Below are 20592 nucleotides of genomic sequence, written 5' to 3' on the forward strand. Positions count from 1 at the left end.
GCCGCTGCCGACGCCCAGTCGTCAGTCCCCATGATCGAGACCCTCCGTGCGTGCACGATCGACGTGTTCGGCACCATGGTGGGCACCGCCCTCGCCGAAGGCACCCCGCTCGACGGGGACGCCCTCCGGCCGCAGAGCAACGTCGTCGGCCAGATCGGCTTCGGCGGATCGCGCTCCGGCCTGGTCGTGTTCTACGCGACGTTTGCCGGGGCCGGCTTCATCACGCGCATGCTCCTGGGTCTCGACGAGCAGACCGAGCCCTCCAAGCCGGAGGTCGCCGACGCGATCGGCGAGATCACCAACATGATTGCCGGCTCGTTCCGCACCCGCATGGCCACCGATGGCGACGCGTGGGCGATCTCGATCCCGACGGTGACCATGGGATCGGACTTCTACATGACGCCACTCACCGACGGGCGCCGCACGATGCTGCCCTTCCGCATGCAGGATCACGAAATCTTCGTGGAACTGGTCATCACGACGGCCAAGGTGCGTCGCGCATGAGCCTTCCGGCAGGATCGGCGGCCACCAGCGCCACGCTGGCGCTCCGCAACGGCGACCACCCGTGGCTGCGTCCCGACGACCTGTCGATTCCGATGCTGCCCGACCAGGCGCAGCGCGTCCTCCACCTGGTGGGCGATCCCGACGTCACCATCGCGACGCTGGCCGCCGTCGTGAGCAAGGATCCGGTGCTGGCCACGCGCGTGCTCGGCATGGCCAACTCCGCGCTCTACGGCGCGATGTCGCCGCTGCGTTCGGTCTCTGACGCGGTGGTGCGCCTCGGCACGCGGACGGTGCGCAACGTCGTGGTGACCGTGTCGATGCAGTCGCAGTTCAAGTCACCCGACGTGTACGGGCACGACGGGCACAACTTCATGGAGCACGCGGTGGGCACCGCGTACGTCGCGCACCTGGTGGCCGATCACGTGCGGGCCGACGTCGAGGAAGCGTTCCTGTGCGGGTTGCTGCACGACATCGGCAAGCTGGTCGTGCTCCGGACGGCCCACCAGTACCAGGAGAAGCACGGGGCGGTGATTCGCGCCGACGAGCTGGCGTCGGCGGTGAAGCAGCACCACGCGCTGTGCGGCGCGCTGGCGCTGGGGTTCTGGAACGTCCCCGACGAGGTGCGCGACATCGTGCAGCACCACCACGCCTTCGAGGAAGCCGCCGATCCGCAGGCCGCCGCGATCTGCTATGCGGCCAACCTCCTCAGCCACCGCTACGGGTTCGGCTGCGCGCCCGAGGGAGACGGCGTGCTGGAAGACGCGGTCTTCCCCTACCTCGAGCTCGATGCGGCGTGGTTGGCCCGCGCCGACGTGCGGGCGCCCGGCCTCTTCAACGCGGCGCGCCAGGCCCTCGGCTAGGCCGGCGGTCGGCGAGCACCTCCCGCACCTTCACCAGCAGTTCCTCGAGCGTGAAGGGCTTCTGCAGGAAGCTGGCGCCGTCCTCCAGCATCCGCCGATCCCCGATCGCCTCGTCGGCATAGCCCGACACGAAGATCACCTTCAGGTCCGGACGCGCCTGCAGCAGGCGTTTGGCCAGCGCCGGCCCGCCCATCGTGGGCATCACGACGTCGGCGATCACCAGGTCGAGCTGCTCGAGGCCCTCGGCCACGTTGAGGGCGCGCTGCCCGTCCTCGGCCGAGTGCACCGTGAACCCGTGCGCCGCGAGCCACTCGTGAATCAGCTCGCGCACGCCCTCTTCGTCCTCGACCAGCAACAGCGTCTCCACCGGGGCGGGGGCCGCCTCCGCAGCTGCGACAGGTCCCGCCGGTGCTTGTGCCACGGCCACCGCCGGCTCCTCGGGTTCGAACGGCAGCGGCACGTCGTCGGCGCGCGGCAGGTAGATGCGGATCCGCGTGCCCGCGCCGAGCTCGCTGTCGACGAAGATGTAGCCGCCGCTCTGCTTGACGATCCCGTAGACCATCGACAGGCCGAGGCCGGTGCCCTGCCCTGGTGGCTTGGTGGTGAAGAACGGTTCGAACGCGCGCGCCTTGGTCTCGGCGTTCATGCCGGTCCCGGTGTCGGTCACCGCCAGGAGCACGTACGGGCCGGCGAGGATCACGAACGGCTCCCCCTCCGAGCGCGTGAGCTCCATGTTGGCGGTCTCGATGGTGAGCAACCCGCCATCCTTCATCGCGTCGCGCGCGTTGACGGCAAGGTTCATCAGGACCTGCTCGAGTTGCGCCGCGTCGGCCTTCACCGGCCAGAGGTCGTCGGCCAGGTAGGTCCGCAGCTCGATGTCCTCGCCGATCAGCCGCGTCAGCAGTTGCTCCACGTGGTTGACGACGTGGTTGACGTCGAGCAGTGACGGCTGCAGCACCTGCTGGCGGCTGAACGCGAGCAGTTGCCGCGTCAGGGCCGCAGCGCGGTCGCCCGCCTTCTTGATTTCCTCGGCGTTGCGACGGAGCGGGTCGCCTTCCTTGAGGTGCCGCAGCAGGATCTCGGTGTAGCCGCCGATGGCCTGCACGAGGTTGTTGAAGTCGTGCGCGATGCCGCCGGCCAGCCGCCCGATGGCCTCCATCTTCTGCACGCTCTGCAGGCGGATCTGGCTCTGGAGCAGCCCTTCCTCGGTGACCTGCCGGAGCACCGCCGTGGCCAGGATGTTGCCGAGCGCCTGCAGGAACGTGAGGTGCTCGGTGCTGGGCAGGCCGTCGTTGACGTTGAACACGGCGACCACGCCGAGCGGGTGCCCGATCCCGTCGAGGCGCACGCAGGCCATCGATTCGACGAGGTGGTCGCGCAGGACGGCGGGCAGGCCGAACTCCGGGTGCGACGGCAGCGCATCGACGATGCGCGTCGGCTGCTGCAGGATGTAGCGGCCGAAGGAGCCCTGCCCCGTGCTCAGCGACACGCGCCCGATGATGCCCGGCCGCCAGCCGACGCCGGCCCGCATGAGGAGGGCGTCGCCTCCGGGCGAGGCCTCGAAGAAGACGGCGTGATCGCTCTGGGTGACCTCGCGCGCCAGCCGCATGCCGGCGTCGAGGAGGTCGCCCACCGGCGTGGACGACAAGGCGCGCGCCCCGAGATCAGCGACTGTCTGGAGCGCGCGCGCGGGATTCACGGGGTCAGGAGACCTTGGCGGTGGCCTGCAGGGCCTCGACCCGCTGCCGTGCGTCGGCGGCGTAGGGGCTCTGCGGGAACTCGTCGACCACGCGCTGCAGCGTCTGCGACGCCTCGGCGGCGCGGCCGGCCTGCTGGTAGGCCTCGGCGAGCTGGACCAGGACGGCATCGACCGGCAACGGCCCGTCGCGGCGCTGCGCGAGTTCCTGCAGCGCCTTGATCGCCGGGTCGAACTGCTTCTGGCGGACCTGCATCGACGCCAGGCCGAGCGAGGCCATGCGGCCGAGCAGGGTCGAGGCACCGGCAGCATCGCGCACCTGGGTGTAGAGGTCGGCGGCTTCCTTGACGCGGCCGGTCTCGGCATGCAGCGAGGCGGCGTAGTAGCGCGCCCGAATGCCGGCGTCGGTGTTGCCGAAGCCCTCGGCGGTCGCGAGCAGCTGCTTCAGCGCCGCATCGGCACGTGCCGCTTCCGTGGCGTACGTACCCGGCGCTGGAGGCGTGGGCGCCAGTCCGGGCGCCGGTGCCTGCGCCACGGGGGCATTGAGGATCTCGACGGCGGCCGCCAGTTGTGCCTGGGCTCGCTCCTCGGCCCGCGCCTTGAACGCCCGATAGCCGGCCACGCTGCCGACCAGGAGGAGGACGGCGACGGCGGCCAGCCCCAGCGTGCGCCCGTACCGGGACAGGTAGGAACTGGCGGCGACGATGGCGTCGGCGGCTTCGTTGTGCTTGAGCTGTTCGCGTTCGGTCTTGTTCATGGCGTCGTCCGGCCCGCGGGCTCTCCCGCTGGGCCGATGGTGAGCGTGCCCGGAGTCGAACCGGGGACCTGCCGCTTAGGAGGCGGCCGCTCTATCCGTCTGAGCTACACGCTCCCGTGACCGCAGGAGGACACGCCGATTGGCTGGCCATCCTCCTCCGGACCATCCGCCATGATGCACTGCCCTGCCGCGCATGAGCAAGCGACAAGGGAGAACGGGAACGACCGGCGAGGACCGACGAGGGAGACACGTCGAGGCGCCCCGCTGCCCCCTGTGATCACTCGTCGTAGGGCAGCACCGCGTGCACGGTGGTGTCGCCGAGCCTGGCCCTGCCATCGAGAAACGTCAGCTCGACCAGGAACGCACACGCGACGATTTCCGCCCCCAGGCCCCGCACCAGGTCGATGGTCGCTCGCGCCGTCCCGCCGGTGGCGAGCAGGTCGTCCACGATGAGGACGCGCTGCCCCGCGCCGACCGCATCGGCGTGGATCTCGAGCGCGTCCGAGCCGTACTCGAGGTCGTACGACACCCGCACGCTCTGCGCCGGCAGCTTGCCCGGCTTGCGGACCGGCACGAACCCGGCGCCAAGCCGATCGGCCAACGCGGCGCCGAAGATGAAGCCGCGGCTCTCCATGCCCACCACGAGGTCGACCGGCGTGTCGGTGAAGGGCGCGGCCATCGCGTCGAGGGCCAGCCGCAGGCCTTCCGGATCGCGTAGCAGCGTGGTGATGTCGTAGAACAGGATGCCCGGCTTGGGAAAGTCGGGCACGTGGCGGATCTTGCCTTTGAGCAGTTCGGTCGTCATGTGATGTGTGAGTCATGGCCGTCGGGCGTCCCCCGACGGGTCCTGCACCGGCCTTCAGGCGATCCGGAAGCCCGTGGCGCCGGTCGGCACCACGTCCTCGGTCGCCACTTCGTCAACCCGCGACATCGGCGGGCCCTGCCACAGCTTCCACTCGAGCCGCCGCAGCGCCTCGACGTCCCCCTCCGCCTGGACTTCCACCGATCCGTCGGGGAGGTTCTTCACCCAGCCGTCGAGGCCCTCCGACCGCGCCGCATCGGCGACGAAGGCGCGGAAGCCGACCCCCTGCACACGGCCCGAGACGATCACGTGCATCGCGCGGAGCATGTGATCACCAGAACCGCGTGCTCGTCCGCTCGTTGGCGGCAGCCGCCTCGAGGTCGGCCACCGAGGTGCCCATCCTGGCGACCTCCTCGATGGTCGGCACGGCCGTCGTCACCGGCGGCAACTTGCGCGAGGCGAGCGTCGCGTTGAAGGCGGCCACCTCGCCGGCGACCAGGGCCTCGACGCGTGCCAACGCCTGGGTCAGCCGCCCCGACAGTTCCTGGTGCACCTTGACGCTCTGCGCGGTCGGCGCGCCGTCGCCGGCCTCGACCACCCCCTGCAGCGCTGCCAGCTTGTTGTTCAACTTGATCGGATAGTTCAGCGGGTCCTGGCTGCTGCGATTGCGGTACTGGTAGATCTCGCCTTCGATCCCGGTCAGTTGCGCGGTCAGCGCGTCTGCCGCGGACTTCAGCTCGCCGTTGGCCTTGACGCGCTCCTCCACCTGTCGCTTGATGTGGCGGAGGCGGAGCACCGCCTCGTTGGCGGCGTTGACCTCGCCGTTGATCCTCGCCGCCAGCGCGTACTGCGCCTGCAGATCGGCCATCGTCGCTCGGCTGCGCGGGTCGGCCGCGATCTCGAGCGGTACGGTCTGCGTCTGGCCGTCGGCCGTCACGCGGGCCTGGTACCGGCCCGGCACGACGATCGGCCCAGCGACCCGGCCGGCCCACATGATCAGTCCCGGGAAGTCACGCGCCGCCTGCACGCGCATGTCCCAGCCGAAGCGGTTCATCCCGGCCTTCCCCGTGACGCGCGCCGGAGGCGGACCGAAGCCCTCGTCGTCGTCGCCGCCGCCGGCTGCGGCATCCGGCTTCGGCGCCTCGTTCTTCAACGTGCGCAGCACCTTGCCCTGTGCGTCGAGGATCTCGATCGTCACGGCCTTCGCGTCGGCCTTCAGGAGGTAGTCGATCGGCAGGCTGCCATCGACGCGACGCGTCGCCACGCCGGGCGTGAACACGTGCAGCGCCTTCGAGGTGAGGTCGGGCGTGAACTGCCGCAGCGCGGCGATGTCGCCAAGGACCCAGAAGGCGCGGCCGTGCGTGCCGATCACCAGGTCGTTGCCCTGGACGACGATGCCGTGCACCGGGGTGACCGGCAGGTTCAGGCGCAGCGACTCCCAGGTGCCGCCGTTGTCGTAGGAGACGTGGATGCCGTGCTCGGTGCCGAGGTACAGCATGCCGGGCTTGACGGCATCCTCGCGGATGACGCGCGCGAAGTCGTCGGCGGGCAGTCCGCCGGTGATCGCGGTCCACGACGCGCCGTAGTCGTCGGTGCGGAAGACGTACGGGGCGCGGTCGGCCTTCTGATAGCGGTTGGCCGCGAGGTAGGCCGTGCCGGGCTTGTGCGGCGAGGCCTCGATCAGGCTGACGCGGGCGAAATCCGGCAGCGCCTTCGGCGTCACGTTCTTCCACGACTTGCCGCCATCGCGCGTCACGTGCACCAGGCCATCGTCGCTGCCGGCCCAGACGACGCCGCGCTCGCGACGCGACGGGGCGATGGTGAAGACCGTCGCGTAGGTCTCGACGCCGGTCTGGTCGAGCGTGATCGGCCCGCCCGACGGCCCGAGCGTCGCCGGATCGTGACGCGTGAGGTCCGGGCTGATCCGCTCCCACGTCTCGCCGTTGGTCACGCTCCGCCAGACGTGCTGCGATCCGGCGTAGAGCACGCCCTTCTCGATCGGCGAGAAGACGATCGGGTAGGTCCACTGGAAGCGCTCGGTGATGTCACCGGCCGAGTACCCCATCGGGTTGTCCGGCCAGATGTTCACCGCGCGCGTCACCCTGGTGCGGCGATCGTAGCGCGTCAACATGCCGCCGTAGCTGCCGGCGAAGAACTCGTCCGGGTTGGTCGGCGACTGCGCGATGTAGCCGCTCTCGCCGCCGCCCACCGGGTAGAAGTCCGAGGCCGGTCCGGTGCTCGGGATGCAGGCGGTGGTGTTGTCCTGCTGCGCCCCGCAGATCATGTACGGCGTGTCGGAGGTGGTGAACGCGTTGTAGAACTGCGCGGTCGGGTACTGCTGCCCCGTCCACGACTGCCCGCCGTTGATCGAGACGTTGGCCCCGCCATCATTGGCCTCGATCATGCGGGCCGGGTTGTCGGGAGCAATCCACAGGTCGTGGTTGTCGCCGTGCGGCACCCGAATCGGCTTGAAGCTCTTCCCGCCGTCGACCGACTTGTGGAAGCCGACGTTGAGCACGTACACGGTGTCGCGGGCCTTCGGGTCGGCGTACACGCGGGTGTAGTAGAAGGCGCGCTGCCGGATGTTGCGATCCTCACTCACCCGCTTCCAGTTCAAGCCGCCATCGTCGGTCGAGAACAGGCCGCCGTCGGCGGCTTCGATGATCGCGTACACGCGGTTGCCGTCGGCGCCAGACACCGAGACGCCGATCTTGCCGAGCAGGCCGGTCGGCAGGCCCGGACGACGCGAGATCTCGGTCCACGTGGCGCCGCCATCGAAGGACTTGAAGAGGCCGCTGCCGGGTCCGCCGCTCGACAGCGAATGCGGGGTGCGGAACACCTCCCAGAGCGAGGCGTAGAGCACGTCGGGATTGGTCGGGTCGACCACGAGGTCGACCGCGCCGGTGCCCTCGTCGCGGAAGAGCACCTTCGTCCACGACTTGCCGCCGTCGGTCGACCTGTAGACGCCGCGGTCCGGGGTCCTCGCATACGGCTCACCGAGGGCGGCGACCCAGACGACGTCAGGGTTGGTCGGGTGGACGCGAATCCGGCCGATGGCACGGGTCTGGGCGAGACCGACGTGGACGAACGTTTTGCCGCCGTCCGTCGAGCGGTAGACGCCGTCGCCCTGGATGATGTTGCCGCGCAGCTGTACCTCGCCGAAGCCCACGTAGACGACGTCCGGGTTCGACGGAGCAACCGCGACGGCCCCGACCGACGAGGTCTTGAACTGCCCATCGCCGACGGCACTCCAGGTGAGGCCGCCGTCGGTGGTCTTCCAGAGCCCGCCACCGGTCGCGCCGAAGTAGTACTCCTGCGGTCGCGCGGCACTGCCGATGGCGGTGATGGACCGTCCGCCGCGCGCTGGACCGACGTTGCGCCACTTGAGCGTGGACAGGACGGCCAGCCCCTTCGGCGCGGGCGTCGGCGCCGCGTTGGCGGTCGCTGGCACGGGCGCGGCTGGTGCGGGTTGCCCCCAGGCCGTGCCCGTGAGGGCGAGGACGCCCACTGCCGCCGCCATGACCTGCCACCCGCGTGATGCTCGCCCCATGCTCTGCTCCTTGACCCGCACGGCCCGCCCGGCGTGGCGCGATGCCCGCCGGTAAAACGCCTAATGCTAGCAGGACCGACGTCTCCACTCGGCCCGCCGCTCGCGGTCTCGGCTGCCCCGTGGGGCGCGGTCAGGATGGCAGGATCTGCCACGCGTCGGGGGCGACCCGGTGCGCACTTTCTGCCACCAGAGAGGCGTCCCGCGCACATTTCACGCGCAACCGCAGCGACGTCGAACTGGCCCGTGCCTTGCGAAGAAGGATGACGGACGTTCAGGGAGGTTGGCCCGCTCCGTGCCCGCCGGCGAGGTCCGGCGGGAGGGAGGCGTCCGATGTGTCGACACTCGCAGGCGGTGCTGACCGCCCTGCTCCTGCTCGTGCCCGGTGTGAGCCTGGCGCAGAGCGTCAACATGGGCACGACATTCCACGGCCTGGAGGCGCGGGCGCGCCGGGTCGTGGCCACCTTCCCGGAGGGCAGCGTGGAGGTACGGCGCGGGGAGGGCCAGGCCATCGAGGCGGTCTTCCGGTCGCGGGCCGGGCGTGACGAAGGAGGGCTGACGCTGGCCGCCGGATCCCGGCGGGTGCAGTGGCGGCAGTCGAGCGGCGCGTCATCGGAGTTTCCGCTGCCCGACCAGGCGACGGTGAGCCTGGACTGGGCGGCCCACCAACTCCATGCGCTCCACGAGGACGAGCAGGCCGCCCGCGCCGACGGTCGGGCCATCGAGGTGGCCGGCGACGATGGGGCGTGGGATGGCCACCTGCGGCGAAGCCGGGCGGCCCTGGGGCGCGGCGTGTCGAGCGGGCAACTCGCCGCGCGGGTGCAGGAGGTGGAGACGACGTTCGACGAGGTGATCGTGCGGGCGTCGATCGACCGGCACGAACGGCGACCGGCGGGCGGCAAGCGCATCGACTACTCGCGCTTCACGGCCGCCATCCGCGATGCGCGCACCGGCGCCCCGCGCGGGTTCGTTCGCTGGTTCGACACGGCGCAGGTGCTCACGTGGAAGATCGAGGGCGGCAGCCAGGGCGTGGTGCTGCCGGAGCGCCTCCGCGGCGGCTGGACGTTCACGCCCACGATGGGGTGGGCCAACGTGCAGGCGTATCAGTTCGCCACCGGGGCGGCGAGCACGCTCGACGCGGTCACGCCGATGGCCGCGCGCCACGAGGCCGCTCCTCCCGCGGCGCCGGTGCCGTTCATGCTGGTCGCTCGCGCCGTCGCGCCGGTGCCGGCGCTGGCGGCCGGCCTGGTGGGCGCACGCACGCGCGAGGTGGTCTCGGACGTGCTCGGCGATCTCTCCCAGCGCTGGTGGGCGATCGCGGGCGCGGCCGGCGCCGTGCGGAACGAACCGGGGTGCGACAACCTGCACTGGCTCGACGGGTCGATATTCCGGGCCTGCTGTGACGTGCACGACAAGTGCTACGAGACCAACGGCTGCAGCTCGAGCAGTTGGTGGTGGCCGTTCTCCGGCTCGTGGTCATGCCAGCGCTGCAACGCGCAAGTGGTCTACTGCTTCTGTACCGTGAGCAATCCCGCGTACTGTGGGGGCGGCGGCTCCGGTAGCAGCGGCGGCGACGGCGGGGCGAGCGGCGGCGGGTGCACGTCGGTGGCCGGCGGCTTCTGTCCTGTCGAATGCCAGTCCTGTCAGGCCCATTGACGTTCCTGCGGAGGCATGCGCATGCGCCCTGGTTCGCGTTCCGTGTTCATCACCGCGCTGGTGATCCTCGCCCTCGGACCGGTCGTGCTCGGCCTCGACTGGCGCGGCCATGAAACGAGCCCTGGCGTATGGCGCGATGGGGTGGCCTTGTGGCGATGGGGAGTCCTGGCAGGACTGCTGATGATCGGCGGCGCACTGATGGCACGGGCGCTCCCCTCGCCTGGGGCGCGGCTCCTGGTCATCCTGCCGCTCCTGGGCTGGTGCGGCTGGATGCTCCGCTCGAGTGCGCTCGGCCCGTTGGCGTGGCTCATCTACTCGCTGCCGCTGCTGGTCACCTGGCTGGGCGGGACGATGCTTGGCGATGCGTGGCGGCGCTGGCACGCCCCGTGAAGCACACCAGGGCATGAGCAAGAACAACAACGTCAACCCGGGTCAGTACAAGGTCGCCGGCCGCGAGCGGCCGGGCGCCGACGTCGTGACCAGCGAGCACAAGGCGCGACTGGCGCAGGCCCGACCGGATCCGAAGGCCGGGGCCGGCGCTCGCACCGGCCCCGCCGCGGCGGTCACATCGCGGACGACCAGGAAGGCAGGGCGCTGAGCTCGCCCATGACCTCGTGAACGTCGGCTCGGGTCTCGAATACCGAGGCCTGAGCCGACATGCCTAGACTCTGTACCTCAGGAACGCCCCGACGCCGCTGGCGGGCTCGAGCAGCGAGCCGTCCTCGATGAAGCGCACGCCAGCGCTGGTGCGACGGGCCTCGGTCACCAGCGCCTCGACCAGTGATTCGTCCGGAGGACTGCGCTGTTGGACGGGCACCGAGTCGGACGCCTCTGCCGACGAATGATCGGCGGCTGGTGCTGCTGGTGCCGCCGGCACCAGCAGCAGGTCGACCTGTCCGCGGTCGAGGGCGGCCCGCACCCCGGTGACGCCGACGGTGGCAAGTCCTCGCGACCGGTAGGCATCGAGCAGGGCATCGACCACCTCGCGGTCGGTCTCCTCATCCTTGCGGCGGAACCGCTCCAGCGTCGCCTCGAGGATGGCCTGCTCGGGCGAGCCGACGTCGAGGCGCAGCACGTCGATCACCAGTGCATCGACGCTCTCGTGCAACTGCTTGCGCAGCAGTGCCGTGGCCTGCGCATCTCCCCCGAGAATGATGGCGCGCACGCCGTCCTCACGGACCACACGCTCGACGGCGGCCGCCACCTCCTTCATGTGCTTCAGGTGCAGGTCGTCCACGTGCCGCTGGAAGCGCGCCTGTGACCAGCCACCGACACTGACGCGCTGCGTCTTCTCGTTCTCGATCGTCTCGGCTCGTTGCACCGCGCCGGTGGCGCACACGAACAGCCGGGCCGTGTTGGTGTTGACCACGAGCGCGGCATACGTCGCATACTGCTCCGCCACTCGCGCCAACGGGAACAGGTGCGGCTCCTCGTCGACATAGAGCAGGTGCCCGGCGAGGGGCGTATCGAGCACGATCGCCTCGAAGAGATCCTCGCCGCCGTTGCACGAGAACAGGGCCACCGCGCTCGGCGCCGGCGACGGCAGCTGTTCCTGCAGCCATGTGCGGATGCGCGCCTCGTCGCGCGCCAGCGACTCGCGGAAGGTCGAGTCGGCCGCATAGGTGGAGCCCGGATCGGCGAAGGCGCGTGCGAGAAAGGCCTCGTGATTCTGCCGGCCGTGCTGGTCGGCCGACAGGTCGAGGTAGAGGCTCACCACCGGCATCGGCGCAAGCGTGAAACGTGCGAGGCGGTCGATCACGGGGTCGAGCGTGGCGCTGGGCAAGGTGCGTCTCCTGGCTGTGGCGCGCGCGGCGCCGGTCTGCCGCGCAGTCGTGCAAGCCCCACGCCGCACGAGACGCCAGAGCGACGTCCGGCGCGCTGCACGGCCAGGGGTCGGGCGGTACGGCGGTTGCACCCGAGGGGGCATGACCGAAAAGCACACGGGCATCAGCAACCGCGAGACGGCCGAAGTCGAGCAGCAGGAGCGCGAGCGGCTGCGCCGCCCGGACGACACCGCACGGGACCTGGCCGGGCACGTCGTCTCGGAGAGTCCCGCGGAGGCCAGTGAGGCCGCCGAAGACTCCGCCCGGCCCAACCCGGATGGACGTGAAGGCGACCCGCGACGAGGCATCCGGCAGAGCCGTAGCGGCGGCTGACTCAGCCCGCAATGAGGCGTTCTCGCAGTCGTACGGCATCCTCGGGCGCCTGCGCATCGATGTCGTTGTTGAAGTACGCAAACACGCGGCGACCTGCGTCGAGGTGGGGGCGGAGGAAGTCCGCCCACCCGTCGAGCACCGCATCGCCGTAGCGTCCGGCGTACTTCTGCGTGGCCCCGTGGAACCTCAGGTAGAGGGTGTCGCTGGTGACGGCGCGGGCCGCGGCGCCGGTGGGTCCGCCGGGCATGTCGTGCAGGCACACGCCTACACGGTGGGCGCGCAGCAGCTCCAGCACCTCGTCGGTCACCCCGTGTTCGTGCCTGAACTCGATGACGTGCACCAAAGGGCCGACCCGCGGCACGTCGAGTCCGGGCGACCAGGTCGGCAACGCCGCCACGAAGCGCTCCAGGCGATGGAGGTCGGGCATCCATCGCGGTGGCAACTGATACAGCAGCGGCCCCAGTGCCGGCCCGAGGTGTTCGGCGTGCGCCAGGAGCCGATGGATGGGCTCGTCGGGGTCGCGGAGTCGCTTGATGTGCGTCAGGTACCGGCTTGCCTTGACGGCGAAGACGAAGCCCGGCGGCACCCGGGCGGCCCAGTTGGCGAACGTCTCCGGAGCAGGCAGGCGGTAGAACGAGTTGTTGAGCTCGACGGTGTCGAACCGCGTGGCGTACCCCTCGAGCCAGCGGGTCCGCGGCACGCCCGCGGCGTGGAACCGCGCCCGCCAATGGGCGTAGTCCCATCCGGAGCACCCGACGCGCAGCAGGCCGGCCACGGCAACGTGCGTCGCGAACGGCGTGCCACCTCCAGCACCTGAGCTGTAAGTGATCACCGACAGAACTTGCTGTGCGCCGCCGGCGGATGTCGGTACACTGCCCGTAGCAAGGTTCGCCCACGCATACGGGCCCGCCGATGCCGGACCTCCCGCTCAGCGCCCATCGTGTCTCTCCGGATGCGCTCCGGGCCATCGCCGACGGCGAGTTCGGCGCGTGGCACTGGGACGCCGACGCCGACCTGCTGCAGCTCGAGCCGCGGTGGGCGCACGCCTTCGGCCTCGGCGCCGGCCGCCTGCAGCGCAGGACGTGGTTCGCGGCGGTCACTCCCGCGGAATGCGAGGAGATGCGGCGCGCCTGGCAGCGGGCGCTGCGAGGCGATCGCCCCGTCGAGTGGCGCGTGACCCTCGCCGGCCACGGCCCGCCGAGGCACGTCCTGGTCCGCGCGCGCCGAACAGGCGGGCCCGCGCGGGGCCTTGAAGGCGTCCTGCTCGTCGTCACCGCAGGCGCCGCGGCCACAGACGACACGCCACGCCCTGACGCGTCCCACCCGGTCGACGCCGCGTTCCGGGCAGTCGTCGATGCGGTGCCGGCCCTCGTGTGGGCGGCGCACCCGGACGGGCGAGTGGCCTACTTCAACGCTGCCCTGCAGCAGGTCGTCGGCACGCTCGGCCCCGAGGAGTGGGAGCGCGCGCTGCATCCGCAGGATCTGCAGCGGATCCGGGTGCGGTGGCTCGGCGCGGTCCGGCGGGAGGCGCCGTACGAGGCACGTTGCCGCGTGCACCGCGCCGCCGACGACACGTGGCGCTGGCACGCGTTGCGGGCCGTGCCCGTGCGCGACCCCGAGGGCCACGTGGAGCGCTGGGTAGGCATCCTGGTGGACGACCACGACCAGCGTCGGCTGATGGAAGCCAACCAGCACCTGCTGGCGTCCGAGCAACGAGCGCGTCAGGCCGCCGAGGACGCTGCTCGCATGAAGGACGAGTTCCTGGCGACGCTGGCTCACGAGCTTCGCACGCCGCTCAATGCCATCACCGGCTGGACGGGACTCCTCAAGCGAGGCGGCTTGTCGGAGGCAGACCAGGCGCGGGCCCTCGACGTGATCGAGCGCAACGCCCAGGCGCAGCGACAGCTCATCGACCAGTTGCTCGACGTGAGCCGGGTGATCGCCGGCCACGTCCGGCTCGATCAGGAGTCGGTGGCGCTCGACGACGTGCTGCTGCAGGCGCTGCAAGCCGTCCGACCGCTGGCCGATGCGCGGGGGCTTCGCCTCGACGTGCAGATCGCCGACCGCGCCCCGCTGGTCTGGGGCGATTCCACGCGCCTGCGCCAGGCCTGTGACCAGCTGTTGGCCAATGCGGTGAAGTTCACGCCGGCGGGCGGCGCGATAACTGCGCGCCTGCACCACGACGCCCACCGCGTGACCATCGAGGTCACCGACACCGGCATCGGCATCCCCGCCGACTTCCTGCCCTTCGTGTTCGACCGCTTCAGGCAGTCGGAATCGCCCGCCGCTCGTCGTTACGGGGGACTCGGACTCGGCCTCGCGATCGCGCGGCAGGTGGTGGAGATGCATGGCGGCGAGATCGCCGTGACCAGTCCCGGCGAAGGCCTGGGCGCGACCTTCACCGTGTCGCTCCCTGCGACCGGGGTCGCGGCCGCCGAAGGCGCAACGCCCGCAGAGAGTCCGGCGCCGCAAGACGGCGCTCCCAGCCCGCTGCGGGGCCAGTCCATCCTCGTGATCGAGGACGACGCCGACTCGCGCGAGATGCTCAGCGTGGTGCTGGAGAACGCCGGCGGCGTCCCCGTCGGCGCTGCCACCGTCGCCGACGGCCTCCGCCTGCTCGGCGACCTGCAGATCGACATCGTCCTGAGCGACATCGGCCTGCCCGGACGCGACGGCTTCGACCTGATCCGGGCGCTGCGATCGTTTCCGCACCCGCGCGTCCGGCGCGCCCCCGCCATCGCCGTCACCGCCTTCACGCGCGCCGAGGACCGGGCCCGCGTCCTGGATGCCGGCTTCGACGCGCATGTCGGCAAGCCCGTCGAGCCCGCGCGCCTGCTCGCGGCCATCGCCGAAGTCACCCGGCGCCGCGAGGACGCCGCCGGTGCGGCGCCCCCTGCCTGACGCAACGCATCGCCGCGGGACGCGCTACCATGCCCCGCCATGCGCGCTTCCCTGCCCTGCCTGATCGGACTTGCGGCGATGCTGGCCCTGCCTGCGCGGCCGACGCTCGCCGAGGTCCACAAGTTCACGCCGACGACCGGCGTGCCCACGTTCGCCGTTCGCGAGCCGGTGCTCCGCCTGAAGCCCGGCGACGTCGTGGAGTCGCAGACGTTCTCGAAGCCCGGCGACTACTACGACCGGGCCGGCGGGCCGTGGCCGGGCGAGGTCGGGCCCTTCGTCATCGAGGGCCTCACGCCCGACGACACGCTCGTCGTGAAGATCCTGAAGGTGCGCCCGAACCGCGACACCGCGGTGTCGGCCGTGGTGCCCAATGGCATCAGCGCCGTCGCCGGCGACAACCGGACGCGCATCCTCAACGATCCGCTGCCGGCCCGCCGTTACGTCTGGCAGCTCGATCGTGCGCGCAACGTCGGCATCCTCGACATCCCCAACTCGGCGAGCAAGCGCATCGAGCTCCCCTTGCGGCCGATGCTGGGCCGGGTTGCCGTGGCCCCGGCCGGGCAGGAAGCGTGGGGCGGCCTGTGGCCCGGCAACTTCGGCGGCAACATGGACGCCTCCGACGTGCGGGAGGGCGCCACCGTCTACCTGCCCGTCTTCCACGAGGGCGGCTTTTTCTACTTCGGCGACGGGCACGCGCTGCAGGGCGACGGCGAGATCGTCGGCTCGGGGCTCGAGACGACGATGGACGTGACGCTGCAGTTCGACGTGATCAAGGGCCGCAAGATCGCGTGGCCACGCATCGAGGACGAGACGCACATCATGGTCGCCGGCAGCATCCGGCCGCTCGTCGATGCCTTCCGCATCGCGCAGGTCGAGCTGATCCAGTGGCTCGTGGACGACTACGGCTTCGACCGGATGGACGCCTACCAGGTGGTCTCGCAGGCCGGCAGCACGCGCGTGGCCAACGTCGTCGATCCGAATTACACCGTGGTGGCGAAGTTTCCCAAGTCGGCGCTGCCACCGCGACTGCCGAAGGCGCCGTGAAGCCCCTCGTGCCTGGCACCGGTGGGCCGACCCCGGGCACCGGCTGGAGGCGCCGCGCTGGGCGCTACCGCGCGGCTGCCCACTCGGGCTCGAGGCGTGCCACCAGCACGGCGTAGGTCTCGATCGCGTCCCAGAGGTTCTGGATGCGGAGGTTCTCGTTGGCGGCGTGCTGGTTGTTGTCGTGGTTGACGACCGGCACGCTCACCAGCGGCGCCTGCAGGATGTCGGCAAACAGGTACAGCGGCAGGCTCCCACCCATGTTCGGCATCACCACCGGTGCCACGCCGCGCGCCTGCGCGACGATCGACACGATCGCCCTGGACACCGGCATGTCCATCGACGCCCGGTAGCCCGGGTAGCCGGGTCCCCAGTCGAGGCGCGCGACGCGCGGGTGCGCGCGGCGCGTCTCCTCGTCGGGTTCGCTGCCGGTCACGATGTGGTACCCCTGGGCGCGCACGTGCGCCTCGACGAGCGGCGTGAGCACCTCCGGCGTGAGGTCGGGCACCAGCCGGAAGTCGATGGAGACCTGGGCCCTCGTCGGCACCGCGTTGGCGGCACGCTCCCCCACCTCGCCGGCACGGAAGCCACGCACGTTCAAGGCGGGAATCGTGATGGCGTCCACCAGCCGACTCCTCACCTGCTCGCGGCGTCCCAGCGCGAGTGCGCGAGCGATCGCGTCGTCCTCGGCCGGCGCGGCGTCGAGCGCCGCCCGCTCGGCCGCCGAGAGGGGACGGACGGCCTCGGCGATGCCCTTGATGAGGATCCGGCCATCGGCATCCCGCATGCTGGTGATCAGGTGCGCGAGATCGACGGCGGGGTTGGGCGCCCAGTTGCCGTAATGGCCGCTGTGCACGGCGCGGGCGGGACCGTAGGTCGAGATCTCGAGCTGGATGGACCCGCGCACGCCGAACGACACGAGCGGCGCGCGCGACTGGTGCACGGGGCCGTCGCCGAAGATCCAGGCGTCGGCGCGCAGGGTGTCGCGATGCGCTCGCAGCAGGCGCTCGAGGTTCGGTGACCCGTCCTCCTCCTCGCCCTCCAGGAACACCTTCAGGTTCACCGTCGGCGCCACGCCGGCGGCCTTCAATGCGTCGAGGCCGGCCAGCAACGCGACGATCGGGCCCTTGTCGTCCGAGGCGGCGCGTCCGTAGAGGCGATGCTCGCCGGGAATCGTCGCCGGCAGCGCGTCCCAGGCGATGACGGGCGCGCCGGCTTCGAGGGTGCCGGCACGCAGCACCGGGGTCCAGGGCGGCGTCGCCCAGTCCGAAGGCGTGACCGGCTGGCCGTCGTAGTGCGCATAGAACACGACGGTGCGCGTGGCACCGGGCACCTCCAGGCTGCCGTACACGGCAGGCGGCGCGTCGGGCACCGTCAGCAGGCGCGTCGCGAACCCACGCCGCTGCAGCAGGCCCTGCAGGTGTGCGGCGTTGCGGGCGATGCCCTCGGCGTCGCTGGCGAGGTTGGGCAGCGCGACGAGATCCCGCAGCTCGGTCAGGACCTCGCGCTCGTGGGCCTGCCGCCAGGCGCGGACGCGTGCCGCGAGCGCGCTGCCGGGGCCGGTCGACGAAGGCTGCGCGCCGACGGTGGGCGCGGCGCACGCGAGGAGGCCGGACAGGACGACGAGAACCGTGCGGATGCGCATGGCCCTCAGGGTATCCCAGCAGTTAGGGCGGGCCGGCCGCACGCCTCAGCGGGTGAACGTGCCAGTGCAAAAGGAAAAGGCCGGATCCGCGTGCAGCGAATCCGGCCTTTTCGATTTCGTGGTCGGGGCGAGAGGATTCGAACCTCCGACCTCTCGGTCCCGAACCGAGCGCTCTACCAGGCTGAGCCACGCCCCGACAACCCGAGGAGGATACCACACGCCTCGCGCTCGTCAAACGCGACACCGCAACGGCCGAGATCGCGAGGCCTCTCAAGTTCCACCGGGAGCCGCCGATTGCCTTCGTATGACCGGGATTCCTCCTCTCATCAGCACGGGCAGCGACAGCACCGTCGCGGCTCGCACGGACCGCACGACCGTGGCCATCAGCAAGGCGCTCCAGGAAAAGAAGAAGGAGGCCGAGGCGATGGTCCGGCTCATCGAGGGGACCGCCGCCTCGGGCAAGGGCCAGATCGTCAACTATCAGGCGTGAGCCCGGCGGCGCGTGCCACCAGCGCCGTCGTCATCCCCACCGCCCCGTGCGCCGTGAGGTCGGCGTGCAGCGGCGTGACCGAGATGCGCCCTGCCGTCACGGCCTTGAAGTCGGTGCCTTCCCCGGGCGCCCACTCAACCCGACCCTCGTCCAGCCAGTAGTACGGACGTCCCCAGGGATCGTCCCGCCGGAGCACGCTCGTGGTGTGCGTCCGCGCGGCCTGCGTGGTCGCCTGCCATCCCGTCGGCACGCCCTGCGGCACGTTGACGTTGAGCAGCACGCGCGGCGGCAGTCCGTGCGCGAGGACCTCGCGGGCCACCCGGCCGGCCGCCGCAGCGGCGTGCGAGAAGTCGTAGGTCGGGCCGCGCTGCATCGAGACCGCGATGGCCGGCACACCCATCAACAGGCCCTCGAGCGCCCCGCCAATCGTTCCCGAGTAGGTCACGTCGTCGCCGACGTTCCAGCCCTTGTTGATGCCCGAGATCACCAGGTCGGGCAGCACGCCATGCAGCACGTGCGCGACGGCGACGTTGACGCAGTCGGCCGGCGTGCCATCGACAGCGAATCGGGCCTCGCCGCGCTGGACGAGCCTGAGCGGCCGCGCGAGCGTGAGCGCATGGCCGATGGCGCTCGCCTCGCCGAGGGGCGCGCACACGATCACGTGACCGAGCGGGCGCACCGCGTCGGCGAGGGCCTGCAGGCCCTCGGAATCGATGCCGTCGTCGTTGGTGACCAGGATGGTGGGCATGGAGATTTCGGGAGTCGGGAGTCGGGAGTCGGGAGTCGGGAGTCGGGAGTCGGGGGTCGGGAGTCGGGAGTCGGGAGTCGGGAATCGGAGTCGGGGCCAGGGCCTCCAGGCTACAGGCAGCCTGAGGCCTGTGGACTGCGGCCCTCTGGCGGCCCGTGCACCGCCCGGGCCGAGGCCGGAGTCTATGATCGCAGCATGTCCGCCCCGTTCGATGCCGTCCTGCTCGTTTCGTTCGGAGGCCCGCAGGGCCTCGACGACATCCGCCCCTTCCTGGCCAACGTGTTGCGAGGCCGCCGCATCCCGCCGCAGCGCATCGAGGAGGTGGCCCATCACTACGAACTGTTCGGCGGCGTCTCGCCGCTGACGGCGTACACGATGGCGCAGGCCGAGGGCCTGCGCACGCAGTTGCGGGGGCGCGGCCTCGACCTTCCGGTGTACGTCGGGATGCGCAACTGGACACCCCTGCTCCCGGACGTGATCGCCCGGATGGCGGGCGACGGCATCCGGCGGGCGATCGGCGTCACCTCGGCGGCCCATCGGTCCTATTCGAGCTGCACGCAGTACAAGCAGAACGTGCTGCAGGCGCGCGAGTCGGTGCATGCGGCGGGCCTGCCCCCCGTCGACGTGACGTACGTCGGCGACTGGCACCTCCACGACGGCTTCCTGACGGCCGTGGCCGACCACGTGGTGGTGGCCCGCGACACGCTCCCGGCCCACCTGCAGGCGGGGGCCCGCCTGGTCTTCACGGCGCACAGCGTCCCAGCCACGATGACGGGCGCGACGACGTACCGCAAGCAGCTGGAGGTGTCGGCGGCGGAAGTGGCGCGCCGGCTCGGGATGGACGACTGGGCGCTCGTGTTCCAGAGCCGTAGCGGGCGTCCCGAAGACCCGTGGCTGGAGCCCGACGTCAACGACTACCTGCGCGCCGAGCACGCGCGCGGCGGACTGGATGCGGTGATCCTCAGCCCGATCGGCTTCGTGTGCGACCACATCGAGGTGCTCTACGACCTCGACCACGAAGCGCGGGCGACGTGCGAGGAGTTGGGCCTGCCGATGGCCCGCGCATCGGCCGTCAACGCCCACCCGGCGTTCATCGGCACCCTGGCGGAGATGGTGATCCGGACGTGGGAGACCTACAAGGGCGGCCGGCCGCTGATGCTGGTCAATCCCGACAAGCCCAACGCGACGGAGCTGCCGCCCCCCGCCGTCTCGCCAGTGAGGTAGGGCGGGGCGTCCCACCCCGCCGTTGGCTGGCTGACGGCGCGGTCGGAGACCGCACCCTACCTGTATTTGCCGCAGCATCGCGGCATTCCACGCAGGCGCGGGACGAGTGGGCACGCGAAGGCGTGCCCATGACGGTCACGCGTTCTGGGTGGCGCAGTACTTGTCGAAGGCGGCGGTGAGGGCGGCGGCGATGCCGTCGGCGGTGTTCCCCTCGATCTGGTGCCGCTCCATCATGTAGACCAGCTTCCCGTCGCGCAGCAGCCCGACCGACGGCGACGAGGGCGGATAGCCCGTGAAGTACGAGCGGGCGCGGTCGGTGGCCTCGATGTCGGCGCCTGCGAACACGGTGACGGCGTGATCGGGCTTGGTGCCGTGCTGCATGGCACGGGCGATGCCCGGACGGGCCTTCCCCGCCGCGCACCCGCACACCGAGTTGACCACCACCAGCGTGGTGCCCTTCTCGTTCACCGCACGGTCCACCTCGGCTGCCGTGCGCAATTCGGTGAATCCGACCTCGGTGAGCTCTTCGCGCATCGGCGCGATCAGGAATTCGGGATACGGCATC

General features: G+C 71.1%; 20 protein-coding genes and 2 tRNA genes. 10 read left to right on the top strand and 12 right to left on the bottom strand.

The annotated features are described in order from the left end of the window. The first annotated feature begins 30 nt into the window (after positions 1-30). The gene (locus tag TBR22_RS13765; RefSeq protein WP_239488416.1) at positions 31-504 is read left to right on the top strand and encodes a chemotaxis protein CheX; all 474 of its coding nucleotides are present in this window, start codon (positions 31-33) and stop codon (positions 502-504) included. Continuing rightward, the gene (locus tag TBR22_RS13770; protein WP_239488417.1) at positions 501-1364 is read left to right on the top strand and encodes an HDOD domain-containing protein; all 864 of its coding nucleotides are present in this window, start codon (positions 501-503) and stop codon (positions 1362-1364) included. Before TBR22_RS13765 ends, TBR22_RS13770 begins: the two co-directional genes overlap by 4 nt. On the opposite strand, the gene TBR22_RS13775 is transcribed toward TBR22_RS13770, so the two are convergent. The 6 genes from TBR22_RS13775 to TBR22_RS13800 form a co-directional block, all read right to left on the bottom strand. Beyond that, entirely contained in the window at positions 1336-3063 is a 1728-nt protein-coding gene (locus tag TBR22_RS13775; protein ID WP_239488418.1) for a response regulator, read from the bottom strand. The genes TBR22_RS13770 and TBR22_RS13775 overlap by 29 nt on opposite strands. A 4-nt stretch (positions 3064-3067) precedes the next feature. Continuing rightward, entirely contained in the window at positions 3068-3817 is a 750-nt protein-coding gene (locus TBR22_RS13780; RefSeq protein ID WP_239488419.1) for a tetratricopeptide repeat protein, read from the bottom strand. 37 nt (positions 3818-3854) lie between these two features. Then, positions 3855-3931: transfer RNA gene (locus TBR22_RS13785), tRNA-Arg, on the bottom strand. A 163-nt stretch (positions 3932-4094) separates the two neighbouring features. Continuing rightward, positions 4095-4622: an adenine phosphoribosyltransferase gene (locus TBR22_RS13790; protein WP_239488420.1), complete on the bottom strand. Its 528-nt coding sequence runs from the start codon at positions 4620-4622 to the stop codon at positions 4095-4097. A gap of 54 nt (positions 4623-4676) precedes the next feature. Further along, positions 4677-4946: an acylphosphatase gene (locus TBR22_RS13795; RefSeq protein WP_239488421.1), complete on the bottom strand. Its 270-nt coding sequence runs from the start codon at positions 4944-4946 to the stop codon at positions 4677-4679. Between the two features lie 4 nt (positions 4947-4950). Continuing rightward, entirely contained in the window at positions 4951-8169 is a 3219-nt protein-coding gene (locus tag TBR22_RS13800; RefSeq protein ID WP_239488422.1) for a hypothetical protein, read from the bottom strand. Positions 8170-8499: 330 nt separating this feature from the next. On the opposite strand from TBR22_RS13800, the gene TBR22_RS13805 reads away from it, so the two are divergent. Genes TBR22_RS13805 through TBR22_RS13815 form a run of 3 tightly spaced genes read left to right on the top strand, consistent with a single transcriptional unit; the run spans position 8500 to position 10420 of the window. Continuing rightward, positions 8500-9822 (top strand): hypothetical protein, encoded by a 1323-nt coding sequence (locus tag TBR22_RS13805; RefSeq protein ID WP_239488423.1) that lies wholly within the window; start codon positions 8500-8502, stop codon positions 9820-9822. A gap of 21 nt (positions 9823-9843) precedes the next feature. After that, entirely contained in the window at positions 9844-10212 is a 369-nt protein-coding gene (locus TBR22_RS13810; protein ID WP_239488424.1) for a hypothetical protein, read from the top strand. A 13-nt stretch (positions 10213-10225) separates the two neighbouring features. Next, positions 10226-10420, top strand: coding sequence for a hypothetical protein (locus tag TBR22_RS13815; protein ID WP_239488425.1), 195 nt, complete (start codon positions 10226-10228; stop codon positions 10418-10420). Between the two features lie 63 nt (positions 10421-10483). On the opposite strand, the gene TBR22_RS13820 is transcribed toward TBR22_RS13815, so the two are convergent. Next, entirely contained in the window at positions 10484-11605 is a 1122-nt protein-coding gene (locus tag TBR22_RS13820) for a Vms1/Ankzf1 family peptidyl-tRNA hydrolase (RefSeq protein ID WP_239488426.1), read from the bottom strand. A 142-nt stretch (positions 11606-11747) separates the two neighbouring features. On the opposite strand from TBR22_RS13820, the gene TBR22_RS13825 reads away from it, so the two are divergent. Next, positions 11748-11978, top strand: a complete 231-nt coding sequence (locus TBR22_RS13825; protein ID WP_239488427.1) for a hypothetical protein — start codon at positions 11748-11750, stop codon at positions 11976-11978. Position 11979: 1 nt separating this feature from the next. On the opposite strand, the gene TBR22_RS13830 is transcribed toward TBR22_RS13825, so the two are convergent. Then, a complete protein-coding gene (locus TBR22_RS13830; protein ID WP_239488428.1) occupies positions 11980-12810 on the bottom strand; it encodes a DUF72 domain-containing protein in 831 nt (276 codons plus the stop codon). 80 nt (positions 12811-12890) lie between these two features. Here TBR22_RS13830 and TBR22_RS13835 point away from each other — a divergent pair, with 80 nt between their 5' ends. Both TBR22_RS13835 and TBR22_RS13840 read left to right on the top strand, forming a co-directional pair. Continuing rightward, positions 12891-14879: an ATP-binding protein gene (locus TBR22_RS13835; protein WP_239488429.1), complete on the top strand. Its 1989-nt coding sequence runs from the start codon at positions 12891-12893 to the stop codon at positions 14877-14879. 39 nt (positions 14880-14918) lie between these two features. Continuing rightward, on the top strand, positions 14919-15923 hold the full coding sequence (locus TBR22_RS13840) for an acetamidase/formamidase family protein (RefSeq protein WP_239488430.1): 1005 nt from the start codon (positions 14919-14921) through the stop codon (positions 15921-15923). A gap of 64 nt (positions 15924-15987) precedes the next feature. Here the strand turns inward: TBR22_RS13840 and TBR22_RS13845 are convergent, their stop codons facing one another. Together TBR22_RS13845 and TBR22_RS13850 are read right to left on the bottom strand one after the other, a co-directional pair. Continuing rightward, the gene (locus TBR22_RS13845; RefSeq protein WP_239488431.1) at positions 15988-17565 is read right to left on the bottom strand and encodes a M20/M25/M40 family metallo-hydrolase; all 1578 of its coding nucleotides are present in this window, start codon (positions 17563-17565) and stop codon (positions 15988-15990) included. A 119-nt stretch (positions 17566-17684) separates the two neighbouring features. After that, a tRNA-Pro gene (locus TBR22_RS13850) sits at positions 17685-17761 on the bottom strand. 108 nt (positions 17762-17869) lie between these two features. On the opposite strand from TBR22_RS13850, the gene TBR22_RS13855 reads away from it, so the two are divergent. Further along, positions 17870-18055 (top strand): hypothetical protein, encoded by a 186-nt coding sequence (locus tag TBR22_RS13855; RefSeq protein ID WP_239488432.1) that lies wholly within the window; start codon positions 17870-17872, stop codon positions 18053-18055. Here the strand turns inward: TBR22_RS13855 and surE are convergent. Further along, positions 18039-18803, bottom strand: a complete 765-nt coding sequence (gene surE, locus TBR22_RS13860; protein WP_239488433.1) for a 5'/3'-nucleotidase SurE — start codon at positions 18801-18803, stop codon at positions 18039-18041. The genes TBR22_RS13855 and surE overlap by 17 nt on opposite strands. A 195-nt stretch (positions 18804-18998) precedes the next feature. Here surE and hemH point away from each other — a divergent pair, with 195 nt between their 5' ends. Beyond that, positions 18999-20027: a ferrochelatase gene (gene hemH / locus TBR22_RS13865; protein WP_239488434.1), complete on the top strand. Its 1029-nt coding sequence runs from the start codon at positions 18999-19001 to the stop codon at positions 20025-20027. A 135-nt stretch (positions 20028-20162) separates the two neighbouring features. On the opposite strand, the gene TBR22_RS13870 is transcribed toward hemH, so the two are convergent. Continuing rightward, positions 20163-20591 carry a BrxA/BrxB family bacilliredoxin gene (locus TBR22_RS13870; protein ID WP_239488435.1) on the bottom strand — a complete coding sequence of 143 codons (429 nt, stop codon included), beginning with the start codon at positions 20589-20591 and terminating at the stop codon, positions 20163-20165. Position 20592: the final 1 nt, after the last annotated feature.

Origin of the sequence: Luteitalea sp. TBR-22, from assembly GCF_016865485.1 — a bacterium.
In the GTDB taxonomy this organism is placed as follows: domain Bacteria; phylum Acidobacteriota; class Vicinamibacteria; order Vicinamibacterales; family Vicinamibacteraceae; genus Luteitalea.